This window comes from Bacillus sp. NPDC060175 (genome assembly GCF_042728695.1).
Lineage (GTDB): Bacteria > Bacillota > Bacilli > Bacillales > Bacillaceae_G > Bacillus_A.
Genome location: NZ_JBHWYR010000009.1, coordinates 13430 through 26230, shown reverse-complemented (window position 1 = coordinate 26230; position 12801 = coordinate 13430). Strand labels below are relative to the sequence as shown.

Genomic DNA, 12801 nt, shown 5'->3' with positions numbered 1-12801 from the left:
CAAGATTGACTTCATACAATTTTCCCAAGTTTATTTAAACGATACTCGAACACAAATAATCATTATGAAATTACTAATGTATAAAAAACGGTGATATCCCTTCTCGTAAATCCATTACAATCGATGACGAAATCACAAGAACCCCCGCCAAACTTCTAATTTTGCGAAAAATTGAAAATAGATATTATAATAACCTATTATAATTATATTCGGTTTACAATATGAAGTTTATGTGAAGTTCATCTGAAGTTTACATGAATTCCTTTTAAGTTCTATTGTCTTCCCATACTAATCACATTATCCTTTACATATAGGAATCATTTTTATTCCATTTCAAACTATCTATATATATAAAGAAAGATAGTAGCCTATTAGGGAAAGGCATCTAGTATTATTATAAATATAACCAAAGAAAAAGCACTCTTATGGTACGCTTATAAGCGCACCATAAGAGTGCTTTTTCATACAATTCTCTCGTAAGAGTTCTTGAAAATCATGTTAATCACAAAGAAAAGGCATTAGCTCATAAAAGCTAATGCCTTTTCTTTATTCATATTGTTAAACGTTCCATTCTTCTATATTCCATATTTTCGTTATCCATGCTTCATAGAAAGATGGCTCATGTGAAACAATTAAAACCGTACCTTTATATTGTTTTAACGCTTCCTGTAAAGCCGTCTTAGTCTCTGTATCCAAATGATTAGTTGGTTCATCTAAAATTAAAACATCAGCTTTTTCTATTTTTTCATGTAAGGAGCCAATACTCTTAAAATTTCTTCCTTATCCTTCTTTAACTCCAGCGATGTTAACATATCCATCGTTCGCGGCCTAAGTAATTTCACTTGTACCTCTCCAACAATTGATGCCGGTCTTTGAGATAAAATAAATACGCGATCAGAAAGCAAAATTGCTTCATCTAAGTCATGTGTAACCATAACAATTGTCTGCTTTTCTTGGTGCCAAGAGTTTAAGAGCCAACTATGTACTTCCATTTTTGTAAATGCATCTAGTTTTCCAAAAGGCTCATCAAGCAGCATAATGGGCTTTTCACATAAATATGTGCGAAGGAAACTAATTCTTTGACGCATTCCACCTGATAACTCCTCTGGATAATGGTCTGCATATTCATCTAGCTCAAACTGTTTTAATGCTTCCATTCCTTCTGTCAGCCTTTGTTTTTTAGGCTTTCCTTCGATTTCCAATGGAAGAACAATATTTTGTAAAGCCGATCGCCACGGCAGTAATAAATCTTGTTGCGGCATATAACTAACAACATCTTGTTTTTTTACATGCTCCTCGTTATAAAACACTTCTCCATTCGTTGGCTCTTCAACACTCGCAATCATATTTAACAATGTGCTTTTCCCACAACCACTCGGACCTACAAAAGAGACAAACTCTCCCTCTTGTATAGAAGCACTAATATTTTCTAATACATTCTTTCCATCGAAAGCTTTTACAATATCTTTTATTTGTAATCCACTCATTTTTCACTTGGAAGGAATTCATTTGTAAAGGCATCTTTTACATCAATTTTCTTTTTAATAACTTTGTTGTCATATAAGAAATTCATGTAATTTGTCCAAATCTCTTCCTTCTGTACTCCCCACGCTTTTGCATCATCTTGATACTTTGTACTTAACCACTTTTGGCTTTCTTGTACTAATTCTTTATTCACATCTGGAACAGCTTTAATTAAAATATCCGCCGCTTCTTTCGGTTCTTTAATTGCAAAATCATAACCTTCTGTCGTTGCAGTCATGAACTTTTTCACAAAATCTTTATCTTGCTTCGTATGTTTTTCACTTGTAATAATAACAGGACTATAGAAATCGAGCGCTGGATCTAAGTCTTTCACCATAATTGCATTTAACTCTTTTCCTTGACGCTTCGCTTCAATTCCATCCCATCCGTAATAAATCCATTCAAAGTCTGCATCGCGGCCAATTGATTTGAAGAAGTCTGTTTGTCCAAGAATAATTTTTTCGACTTTATTAAAATCAGCTTGATGTTTATCCATAATTGTCTTTAACGTCGCCTCTTCCGCTGGTCCTCCCCAGCCGCCGTAACGTTTACCTTCAAAATCTTTTGGTGACATCATATTATCTTTTTTAAGTGATGCAAAAGCTGAAGTATTATGCTGGATAATCGCTCCTACAGATACAACAGGAATACCTTCAACACGAGCTAACGTTACATTTTCTTGTGCACTTATTGCAAAATCAGCTTTTCCTGAAGCTATCATTTGTTCCGCTGTAACATTATCACCTGGTTGAATAATTTCTACATCTAATCCTTGTTTTTTATAATAATCTTTCGTCTTCGCTACGTATAAACCAGTATGGTTTGTATTCGGGAACCAATCTAAAACGACTTTCACTTTCTTTTCTTTGCTTGTATTCTCTTCTTTCTTCGCCGTATTACATCCGGCAACACCAACTGCTAATAATGCAGCTAACATAATTTTCAAACCTTTTTTCATTTTCTGCCGCCCTTTCTGTATATCCATGGTGCTGTTATTCTTGCCATAAATTCAACAATAAAGTACAGGAATAATGTCACCATGACGATAATCGCTGCAACACCAAATACACGAGCTGTTAAAAAGGATTTTGTCGCTCTTGTCAGCATAACTCCTAATCCTTCACTCGCTCCAAGCCATTCCCCAATAATCGCTCCCATCACACTATATGTAACAGCTATTTTTAAACCTGAGAAAAAGTACGGGAGCACCGCTGGAAATTTTACTTTCTGATAAATTTGCCACTTTGTCGCCTTCATCGTTTGTAACAACTTCAGCATATTTTTATCTACCGTTTGGAAGCCTTCTAAAATGCTAAGCGCAATTGGGAAGAAACAAACAAGAATAACGACCATTACTTTTGGCAACATTCCGTACCCAAACCAAATAATAAATAATGGTGCGAGCACAACGATTGGAATTGTTTGCGAAATAACGAGCAACGGATTCATTAAAATCCGAAATAAAGGGATGACATCCATAATGATAGCAATACTCGTCCCAAGTAAAATTGCAAAAAATAACCCAATTATTACTTCCTGTAACGTTTGCACTGTATTCGGTAATAGTAAATCTTTCATTCCAATTAACTCTTGCACAATTGCAGACGGCTTCGGTAAAATCCACGGCTCAATTTTAAATAATGAAACAGATCCTTCCCATATAACAATGAGAAGGATAAGCCAAACTGTTGTGATTATTTTAGATCGCTTCTGGTTTTGCATATTCATCACGGTACTTCCAAACTTTTTCGTCAATCGTTACGCCCGTACTTGGACGATAGTGAATTTTAATAGAAGTGATCACTTCTTCTGCTCCAGCATCGACGCAAGCTTGTTGCGCGCGTTTAATGACGTCAAGAAGTACATCTAATTCTCCTTCCAACGTTGTTTCCATTGCCCCTACTTCATAACGAACTCCCGACTGTTGTACAACTTCAATTGCTTTATCAACAACGGAATACACATCTTTGTTCTTCGCTTGTGGTACTACTGAAAATGAAATTGTAACTTGTTGTGACATAATAAAATCCCCCTTACAAAATATGGTTTCCAAAAAAAGAAAAGGCTTTCCTACCATGTAGGAAAGCCTTGTATACAAGTTATTCTATAATAACTTATGCTACATCACTTTAAAGTAACTCCCTACGCTGGCATTATCCAGATCAGGTTGAGGGTCGATGTATACTTACATCCTCTCAGCCAATTGGCTCCCCGGTTCTTAATTCGTTTTCATTGTAGCATGATTTATTTTATTGAACAAATAAAAACATATTGTATTATTTAATCACCTTTGGGAAATAACCAACTTTTTCACCGTGAGATAATAACTTTTGAATAAACTGCTTATCAATTGCTGGTACCGACAGTGCTTTCTCATTTATCCATTTACTCGTTCTGCGAGTACCCATTACAATTTCAGATTGCTCTGCTCCATCTCCGGCAACTTGTGAAGCAATTAATTCTGCTATTACTTCATTTCCCTTCGCTAATTCAAGTCCTGTATCTACATATTGCGAGAGCGGGATCATTTCAAGGTCGTATCCACATTCCTTAATTAGTTGTATAAAATGTTCAAATTCAACTTGATGTGGATGACAAATATGCAACGTCTCTCCTACAATTTGTGGATCTTGTAAATACGATACAATTGACTTACTAGCAAAATCAATTGGTGTAAAATCAACTTTCCACTTCACGTTTGGTGCCTTCCCAATTAGAAGCATCGTTTTAATAAGACGATAAAATGCATTTCCTTCAATGTTTTGTTGGAATGAACCCGTTTCTGAATGACATGCTAGGTTACCTGCACGATAAATGTTCCCTTGTATGCCGTTCTTCAAAGCTTCACGAACAAGATTTTCCGCCTGTAGTTTACTATCGGAATACACATTCTCTAACTCTACATTATAATTAAAATCACCTGTTTCCATATATGTACCCCATTGCTCTACCGCTAATTCTATCGGAATACCAATTGTAGAAATAAAGTGGAATGTAGCACCATTCTCAGCTAATGCTAGCATGCGGCTCGTGCCTTGGACATTCACATTTTCAAATTGTTTTACATCTCCAAAATGTCTTACATCTGCACCGCAATGAATTACCGTATCAATCTTAGAGCGAATTAACATAAACTCCTCTTCACTCATCCCAAGATACTTTTCTCCAAGATCACCAGGAACAGCCTGTATACGCTGTAACCACTCTTCACATATATCACTAAAGTAACTTGCTAATGTATCGATAATTCTTTGCTGCACATCTTTTGTCGGTCTTACTAAACAATAAATAGTAGCAGATGTATCTCTCAGTAATTCATATAATATGTGCGATCCCAAATAACCAGTGGCTCCTGTTAAAAAGACATTTGAAATGTGGGTATCTTCCAAAGCATTTGAATACGTAATAGTATCAGGCTCGTGAATCACTTTATATTCACGGAATACTTCTTCTACCTCTATTTTTACTTCCCTCTCAATTCTAGCTAATCCATATATCGTTCTTTCTTTAAAGAAATCTTGAATTGTTAAATGTGAAAAATCTTCTTTTAACAATGTTAAGACTCGCAATACCTTCAATGAGTGTCCACCAATCGTAAAGAAATCATCATGTACTCCAATTTTTGAAACCCCTAATACCTCCGCCCAAGCGCTCGCTATCTGTTTCTCCGCTTCAGTAGAAGACGCAACATATTCTTGTAGACGGACCGGCTCGTACTCTTCTTCTAATTGGGCTAACTTTTTAACATCAATCTTTTTATTTGGTGTAAGTGGTAATTTATTAATATAAATTAGTTTAGATGGCACCATATAATCCGGTAACTGCTCTTGTAACTGATAAACTAATTCTGGTATTTCCTTTTTATTCAAAGTTGTATAGAATGCGATTAAATATTGGCTACCTTCCTTGCTCTTCTTAGCGAAAACAGCATTTTCTTTTATATTATGATTTTGAGAAATTTTACTTTGAATTTCTCCCAATTCAATACGATGTCCTCTGATCTTTACTTGATCATCTTTCCGGTGTAAAAACTCTATATTTCCATCTTCTAATAGTTTAACAATATCACCTGTTTTGTATATATTGACTATAGGATTAAAAGGGTTTGGAATAAAAGCTTCAACTGTTTTTTCAGGCTTATTAAAATACCCCTTTGCTAATCCTACTGAATCTATATACAATTCACCAGGTACACCAATTGGACAAAGATTCATATTCTCATCCAAAATTATAACTTGATAATTAGCACATGGCTTACCAATTGGGATACTCGCATCATCCTCATTCAACTGACTAGGTATTTGATAGGTTGTCGTCACTACAGTACACTCTGTTGGTCCGTATACATTATGAATTTCAACATTTGTACCTATTCTTTCTCTCCACAATTTAATAACCTCTACAGGCAACATTTCACCGCCAATAGCAATTCTTTTTAAGGAAGCTAGCTTATATACATCTTCTTTTGCTAAATAAGTTGCTACTTGTCGAACAAAAATTGTCGGCAACGCCAAGATTGAAGTCGCTTTTACTTTATGGATTGCAGTTGCAAATGCTTCTACAGACAATCGCTCCTCCTCTAATAATACATACAAGTTTCCTCCGCAAAATAAAGAAGCGAATGACTCCCATACAGAAGCATCAAAGCTAAAGGAAGGAAATTGTGCAAATACATCTTCTTCTGTCAATTCATATTGCCTTTGCATCCAAGTGTACAGGTTAATAACACCTCTATGTGCTAACATCGTTCCCTTTGGATTTCCTGTTGAACCAGATGTATAGATCATATATGCTACATCATCACAATGAATAGACAACTTTACATCTGTAGCCTCACAAGTTTCACTATCATAAATTGAGACAGTTTGAACCTCATCACATGTTATAGGTGTTTCTTTCATTAAAATAACTTTCGCTTGGCTATCTTGAATAATGTACTGAATTCTACCTTCTGGATAATCTGGATCAATTGGAACATACGCTGCACCAGCTTTCAATATGGCCACCATACTTACTACTGTGTCTATGCTACGTTTCATAAATATTCCAACATAGTCGCCTAACTGCACACCGTTCTTAATTAACAGATGGGCTATTTGATTACTTTTTTTATTTAGTTCCTCATATGTTAAAGTACCCTCTTTTGAAGATAAAGCTGTACGATTCGGAAATTGAGTAACAGTTTTGTAGAACATATCGACAATACTTTTCTCAGGGTATACTGCTGTCGTGTCATTCACTAGATTATAAAGTGCCATCTCGGCCTCTGTAATAATATTAAAATGCTTTATATACTTACTTGTATTTTGTAATGCATCAATTAAAACACCATTTATTTGTTGTGCATAACGAATAATTGTTGTCTCTTTCCAATTAACACTATTAAATATCATTTCTACACTTTGCATATTTTTATTCAATACAAATTGTAACGTATTCTTGTCTTGTAAATCATAATACGTTTCACCAATAATAATAGGTGAAATTTCAGATGAATTATTACTTTTTTGAAACTCTCCTATTTCTTCCTCATTCATTCCTTGGATTTGTTCCACTTGCTCTACAATCTGCAAATTCAAACTTTCATAGGAGAGATAATTAGAAACTTCAATAGTAATAGGAAATAAACTTCCTCTTGTATGATAGAACACGATAATGTGCTTTTCTTTAGAAATATGATATAACCACGTTACAGTTGCTCCTATTAAATCTACAATATGAGTCAGTTTTGGAGATGGTATAGTTTTTCCTTTTATTCTAAACTCCATCTCCTGCGCATCTTTAGGTATTTTAATACTTCCTTCTACTTTTCCTAAAAATTCTTTTACCATCTCATTATAAGAAATCGCTAATTTCATATTTATGTAAATTCCTTTCCTAAATATAATAAAGGTGTGAAAATCCACACCTTTTTTCATCCCCTATTTACAGGCAGATTGGTTCAATTCATAATCAGAGGGCTGGATAAACCAACCCCTGATTAGAATTTCACTTTCTCCTTATTCGCTTTTAAACTCACCAATTAGCTCTTGTAATTCCTGAGAAAGCCAACTTAAAGAAGTCGCCAATTCTGCAATATCTTGTACTGATATTTCTTGCTCCTTCATACTTTCTTCAACATTACTACTGCTATTCGCATAAGTATTCGCAATATGTGATAATTCATTTACGACTTGAACGATATTCTGGCTATTTTGTAAAATATCACCTGAGTTGCTAGAAACAGCCCTAACTTGATCTGTAACAGACTGTGCTGACTTTGAAATTTTCTCGAAGAACGCACCACTACTTTGAACAAGAGTAATTCCAGATTCTACTTCTTTTGAACCTTTCTGCATTGAAACTACAGCCTCTTCTGTTTCAGCTTGCGTTTCACTAATTAATTTCGCTATATCTTTCGCTGACGTTTCAGTTTGTTCTGCTAATTTGCGTACTTCATCAGCAACAACTGCAAACCCTCTTCCAGCTGCTCCAGCACGTGAAGCTTCGATAGAAGCATTTAAAGCTAATAAGTTTGTTTGATTTGAAATACCTGTAATTACAGTTACAATATCACTAATTTCTTTTGACCTTGTTTCCAACGAATAAATGATGGAAGATAAATCTTTTACTGCATTTTGGATTAAACTCATTTGATTAATAATTTGTCCAATCACTTCATTACCTTCAATTGAATGTTGCTCCATACCTTCTGAGGCAACTGCAACTTGTTTCGCTGCCCCAGTTATCTCTTCTACCCTATTTTCCATTCCATGCACAATTCCTAGGCATTGTTGTACTGAATTTCCTTGAGACTGTGCCCCTACTCTTAAACCTTCAATAGAACTTGCAATCTCTTGAACTGCCATGCTGTTTTCCTCCGTACTTGCCGACAATTCTTGTGAAGAAGAAGAAACTTGCTCAGCGGTCTGCCTTACTTTATCTATAATCCCTTTAAACTTCTCGATCGTGGTATTGAAATAAACATTAATAATTCCAATATCATCTGGTCTTTCTTTTAATTTAATACTTAGATCACCTTCACCAATTTTACGTAATCCCTCTCGTAAATCTTTTAATGGAGCTAACGAGTTACGTACGATAAAGAATTGAGTAATAGTTGCAATTGCTAATGAAATAATAATAAAGAGTAAACCTTGTATCATAAACTTCTTCTTCGTACTAGGAACGATAGAAGCATCTAAGTCAGCCGCAACAATTGCAACAATATTTTTTTCTCCATCTGTAATTGGTTCTAATATTGTCACCCATGAACCTAATTCATCTTCATATACTTCTGTCATTTGTGCCTTTTTCGTATCTATCACTTTGTCGTACGCCTTCATCCAATGAGCTGGCTGTTCATAATAGTCTCCTGGCTTTACAGGTACCGCATTGGTTAGCTCTGTAGTCAAACCAACGAGTTGTAATTCTCGTTTTTCATTTGGCTTTGCTCCTGTAACATACGTTTGTCCAACACTTTTCAACTCTTTTGTCACTTCATCTAATTGCTCTGTTAATTTTTCTTTTTTCACTCTTTCTGCTGTAGGATCTTTCGCCATATCTTTAACTAATTCTGCATCCAGGTTATGTAATACTATTTCTCCTGTTTCAATAGACTGTCTTTCAAATAAAGACATCATACTATTTTGAAACATATTGAAACTTAACGCACCCATACTTCCAACAAGCGTCAAAATAACTAATACGGTTAATAAGACGTTCTTTTGAAGAAACGATAACTTATGCCAATACTTTTTCATTAATATCCACCTTCCTTAATTATTACAAATAAAAAAACAAAATATATGAATATTTTGTTTTAAAATGATTCTCAATATGTTCGAGAATAAAAAAAGACCAATGAAAAGAGCATTGGTCAAGACCAACCCTATCCGTCCGGTAACTGGCTAGCGTAGCCTTTCGACCTTAGCTCCTGTAGTTTTGCGTCCTAATGTTTCCATCAGTTTGCCTTTCTCGCTGAACGAGTTGAACGATATGGGAGTTCTATGAGAATTAAATTATTCTCTATCAAATATTACAACATAAAAATTAAAATGTCCATCTATTTATAGATGTAAATATAAAGTTTTAACGTGTTATTTTTTCGAAATAATTTAACAAAGTACATGAATGTTACATTTCTTGTGTTATATAATAAAAAATGTATATAATACAAGGATTATTCCGGATATTTACTTAATTTCCATTTAAATTAAACTATCCGAATATATCTTAACTTACGAATTTCGGAGGTAGTTTATCATGTTTTGGCTACAATTTCTTACGTTACTACTCTGCATTTTTATTGGTGCACGCCTAGGCGGAGTTGGTCTAGGAGTAATGGGTGGCGTTGGTATGGCAATACTTGTTTTCGTCTTCCACTTACAACCTACAGCTCCTCCTATTGATGTAATGCTTATGATTTTAGCAGTAATTACAGCTGCCGGTGCTTTGCAAGCTGCTGGAGGAATGGATTATCTCGTCCACCTTGCTGAGAAAGCATTACGAAAAAATCCAAAGCGCATTACATTTTTTGCTCCTATTGTTACTTATTTATTCACGCTATGCGCAGGAACTGGTCATGTCGCTTATTCTGTACTTCCCGTTATCGCCGAAGTATCTCGTGAATCAGGAATTAGACCTGAACGACCAATGTCAATTGCCGTTATCGCTTCCCAGCAAGCAATTACAGCTAGTCCAATATCGGCTGCAACAGTTGCACTTTTAGCAATGTTAGCCGACTATAAAATTACCTTGTTAGATATTTTAAAAGTCAGTATCCCTTCTACTTTCATCGCTTGTATGGTAGCTGCATTCGTTGTTAGTAAAATGGGAAAAGAATTAAATGAAGACCCTGAATACTTGAAGCGATTAAAAGAGGGAATGATTCCTAAACTTGAAGAGAAAAAAGAATTTGTAGGTTCAAAAGGCGCGAAATTATCAGTTATTCTTTTCCTAGTCGCAACTTTCCTTGTTGTACTTCTCGGTTCATTTGAAACACTTCGTCCAGGATGGATGGTTGATGGGAAATTAGTTCGTCTGTCAATGCCAAACACAATTGAAATGGTCATGTTAACCATTGCTGCTCTTATTATTATTTTCTGTAAACCAAATGTGGAAAGCATTGTAACTGGTAACGTCTTTAAAGCAGGCGCAACAGCAGTTGTTGCTATTTTTGGTATCGCTTGGATGGGAGATACTTTCTTCAACGGAAACTTAAATATAATTCAAGGATCAATTCAACACTTAGTGACAAGTGCACCATGGCTATTTGCTATCGCACTATTCATTCTATCTATTTTACTGTATAGCCAAGCAGCAACAGTTCGTGCTTTAATACCACTTGGACTATCACTTGGTATTCCGCCAGCATTACTTATTGCAATGTTCCCTGCAGTAAATGGATACTTCTTCATTCCAAACTACGGGACAATCGTTGCTGCAATTAATTTTGATCGCACTGGTACAACAGGAATTGGTAAATATGTTTTAAATCATAGCTTTATGATTCCTGGCCTAATTGCAACCTTTACTTCTATCGGAATTGGAATGCTCTTAATTTCAATTATGTTTTAAATAAAAGCACAAACCTACAATTCTAAAGGGTTTGTGCTTTTTTAATCAAACGTTTGTTTAAATAAAGTGAAACTTTAATCAGTGGGATTTTGTTCATCCCCCACTGATTATTAGCCCGCACCAATCGGGCTTTTACCGGCGTAAGACTCCCACAAATAGCAGGATAAACGAAACAACTCATTTTGCGACTCTACAAACTCTTATTTACTTCCTCAACTAATTTCTTCGTACTTTCATACGCAGATTCCGCTAAGCTAATCGCTGAAATAACTGAAACACCATCCGCACCCGCTTCTATAACAGAAGCTGTATTTTCAATTGTAATCCCACCAATCCCAACGATCGGTATTGTAATCTCTTGTTCCCTAAAATACTTTAGACCTTTCGTTCCTTGAACCGCTTTTGTATCTTTTTTCGTACTCGTCGGGAAAATTGGACCAACTCCTAAATAATCGGCACCATTTTCAATCGCCCAGCGTGCTTCTTCAATTGTATGTGTAGATACTCCAATAATTTTATCTCCCATTTTTTTACGAACAGATGTAATTCCTTCATCATCTTGTCCAACATGCACGCCATCTGCATCTAACTCGAGGGCTAGTTCCACATCATCATTTACGATGAATGGTACACCGTACTCCTTGCAAAGCGCTTGTAGTTCTTTCGCAAAATCAATACGTTTCTCTCCCGTTAAAGCCCCTTCTCCCTTTTCACGAAGTTGAAAAATTGTTATACCACCTTCTAGTGCATCTCTCAATACTTGTAGTGGCTCCTTCGTACAATTGTTACTTCCCATAATAAAATATACTGGTAATAACCTAGACATTTCATCCATTGTAATGCGCGACATCTAGTTCCTCTCCTTACTGTATAACCTCAATCTTTCCATACTTCTCAATATCATCTGAAGTTGTATTCGCTAACTGATTTAAAAATTCAATTTGAAAGCTTCCTGGTCCATTCTCTACTGTTTTCGAAGCCGCTATTTCTGCTGCTACTCCATAGAATGTTAATGCGGCTACTGCTGCCTTTACATAATCCTTTTCTACCGCTACAAATGCTCCTATTACAGAAGTTAGTAAACAACCTGTTCCAGTAACTTTCGTTAAAATAGGATGTCCATTTCGAATAAGAATAGTTCGCTCTCCATCTGTAACAACATCTTCTTCTCCAGTAATTACCACAACTGTATTTAATTCAGCCGCTGCCTGTTTTGCAATATTTACAACATTACCATTTCCAGTACCAGCGTCTACACCTTTAATTTCCCATTTCTCATTAATAACATTAGCAATTTCAGCTGCATTTCCGCGAATAACAGCTAAATCTATTTCAGCTGGAATATATCTCGCAACTTCTGTTCGATAAGAAGTTGCTCCTGCCCCAACTGGATCAAACAATACTGGTACCTCATTCGTATTTGCTGATTTACCCGCAAGTAACATCGCTTCTACCTCTTCAGGCCGAAGTGTACCCATATTTAATACAAGGGCTCCTGCAATGCTAGCCATTTCTGCTACTTCTTCTTTTGCATACGCCATTACAGGCGATGCCCCTAATGCTAATAAACCGTTTGCTGTAAAATTTGTTACAACAACATTTGTAATATTATGAACGAGCGGATTAGACTCTCTTACCAAATCCACTACTTTACTAATTTCTTTCATATTCATCCTTTTCATCTCCTAACTATAGTGATGGGAGATACACAAAAAGGCA

Annotated in this window: 9 protein-coding genes, 1 pseudogene and 2 riboswitches; of the genes and pseudogenes, 1 reads left to right on the top strand and 9 read right to left on the bottom strand. The window is 35.6% G+C overall.

The window, feature by feature from the left end; genetic code table 11:
• Positions 1–558 precede the first annotated feature (558 nt).
• The 7 genes and pseudogenes from ACFWDE_RS07245 to ACFWDE_RS07215 form a co-directional block, all read right to left on the bottom strand.
• Positions 559–741: pseudogene (locus ACFWDE_RS07245) on the bottom strand (P-loop NTPase family protein); the annotation flags it as partial.
• Positions 738–1487 carry an ABC transporter ATP-binding protein gene (locus ACFWDE_RS07240; RefSeq protein WP_377891125.1) on the bottom strand — a complete coding sequence of 250 codons (750 nt, stop codon included), beginning with the start codon at positions 1485–1487 and terminating at the stop codon, positions 738–740. The gene ACFWDE_RS07240 and the pseudogene ACFWDE_RS07245, both read right to left, overlap by 4 nt.
• The gene (locus ACFWDE_RS07235; RefSeq protein WP_377891123.1) at positions 1484–2482 is read right to left on the bottom strand and encodes an ABC transporter substrate-binding protein; all 999 of its coding nucleotides are present in this window, start codon (positions 2480–2482) and stop codon (positions 1484–1486) included. The genes ACFWDE_RS07240 and ACFWDE_RS07235 overlap by 4 nt, the downstream gene beginning before the upstream one ends.
• Positions 2479–3252 carry an ABC transporter permease gene (locus ACFWDE_RS07230; protein ID WP_377891121.1) on the bottom strand — a complete coding sequence of 258 codons (774 nt, stop codon included), beginning with the start codon at positions 3250–3252 and terminating at the stop codon, positions 2479–2481. The genes ACFWDE_RS07235 and ACFWDE_RS07230 overlap by 4 nt, the downstream gene beginning before the upstream one ends.
• Positions 3224–3544: an MTH1187 family thiamine-binding protein gene (locus tag ACFWDE_RS07225; RefSeq protein WP_000082898.1), complete on the bottom strand. Its 321-nt coding sequence runs from the start codon at positions 3542–3544 to the stop codon at positions 3224–3226. The genes ACFWDE_RS07230 and ACFWDE_RS07225 overlap by 29 nt, the downstream gene beginning before the upstream one ends.
• A 102-nt stretch (positions 3545–3646) precedes the next feature.
• Positions 3647–3748, bottom strand: a riboswitch (TPP riboswitch).
• 52 nt (positions 3749–3800) lie between these two features.
• Positions 3801–7382 carry a non-ribosomal peptide synthetase family protein gene (locus ACFWDE_RS07220; RefSeq protein WP_377891119.1) on the bottom strand — a complete coding sequence of 1194 codons (3582 nt, stop codon included), beginning with the start codon at positions 7380–7382 and terminating at the stop codon, positions 3801–3803.
• Between the two features lie 141 nt (positions 7383–7523).
• On the bottom strand, positions 7524–9266 hold the full coding sequence (locus ACFWDE_RS07215) for a methyl-accepting chemotaxis protein (protein ID WP_377891117.1): 1743 nt from the start codon (positions 9264–9266) through the stop codon (positions 7524–7526).
• 135 nt (positions 9267–9401) lie between these two features.
• Positions 9402–9486, bottom strand: a riboswitch (cyclic di-GMP riboswitch).
• Between the two features lie 282 nt (positions 9487–9768).
• Between ACFWDE_RS07215 and ACFWDE_RS07210 the strand changes: the two genes are divergently transcribed.
• Positions 9769–11082, top strand: a complete 1314-nt coding sequence (locus ACFWDE_RS07210; protein ID WP_377891115.1) for an anaerobic C4-dicarboxylate transporter family protein — start codon at positions 9769–9771, stop codon at positions 11080–11082.
• Positions 11083–11272: 190 nt separating this feature from the next.
• On the opposite strand, the gene thiE is transcribed toward ACFWDE_RS07210, so the two are convergent.
• Both thiE and thiM read right to left on the bottom strand, forming a co-directional pair.
• A complete protein-coding gene (gene thiE, locus ACFWDE_RS07205) occupies positions 11273–11932 on the bottom strand; it encodes a thiamine phosphate synthase (protein WP_078185157.1) in 660 nt (219 codons plus the stop codon).
• Positions 11933–11945: 13 nt separating this feature from the next.
• Complete coding sequence (thiM, locus tag ACFWDE_RS07200; protein WP_377891112.1) at positions 11946–12755, bottom strand: hydroxyethylthiazole kinase; 810 nt, start codon at positions 12753–12755, stop codon at positions 11946–11948.
• Positions 12756–12801 lie beyond the last annotated feature (46 nt).

What these genes read in the sequence shown, in the direction of transcription:
- thiE (WP_078185157.1), bottom strand. Translation starts at nt 11,932, where the DNA reads ATGTCGCGCATTACAATGGATGAAATGTCTAGGTTATTACCAGTATAT.
- ACFWDE_RS07240 (WP_377891125.1), bottom strand. Translation starts at nt 1,487, where the DNA reads ATGAGTGGATTACAAATAAAAGATATTGTAAAAGCTTTCGATGGAAAG.
- ACFWDE_RS07215 (WP_377891117.1), bottom strand. Translation starts at nt 9,266, where the DNA reads ATGAAAAAGTATTGGCATAAGTTATCGTTTCTTCAAAAGAACGTCTTA.
- ACFWDE_RS07210 (WP_377891115.1), top strand. Translation starts at nt 9,769, where the DNA reads ATGTTTTGGCTACAATTTCTTACGTTACTACTCTGCATTTTTATTGGT.
- ACFWDE_RS07220 (WP_377891119.1), bottom strand. Translation starts at nt 7,382, where the DNA reads ATGAAATTAGCGATTTCTTATAATGAGATGGTAAAAGAATTTTTAGGA.
- ACFWDE_RS07235 (WP_377891123.1), bottom strand. Translation starts at nt 2,482, where the DNA reads ATGAAAAAAGGTTTGAAAATTATGTTAGCTGCATTATTAGCAGTTGGT.
- ACFWDE_RS07230 (WP_377891121.1), bottom strand. Translation starts at nt 3,252, where the DNA reads ATGAATATGCAAAACCAGAAGCGATCTAAAATAATCACAACAGTTTGG.
- ACFWDE_RS07225 (WP_000082898.1), bottom strand. Translation starts at nt 3,544, where the DNA reads ATGTCACAACAAGTTACAATTTCATTTTCAGTAGTACCACAAGCGAAG.
- thiM (WP_377891112.1), bottom strand. Translation starts at nt 12,755, where the DNA reads ATGAATATGAAAGAAATTAGTAAAGTAGTGGATTTGGTAAGAGAGTCT.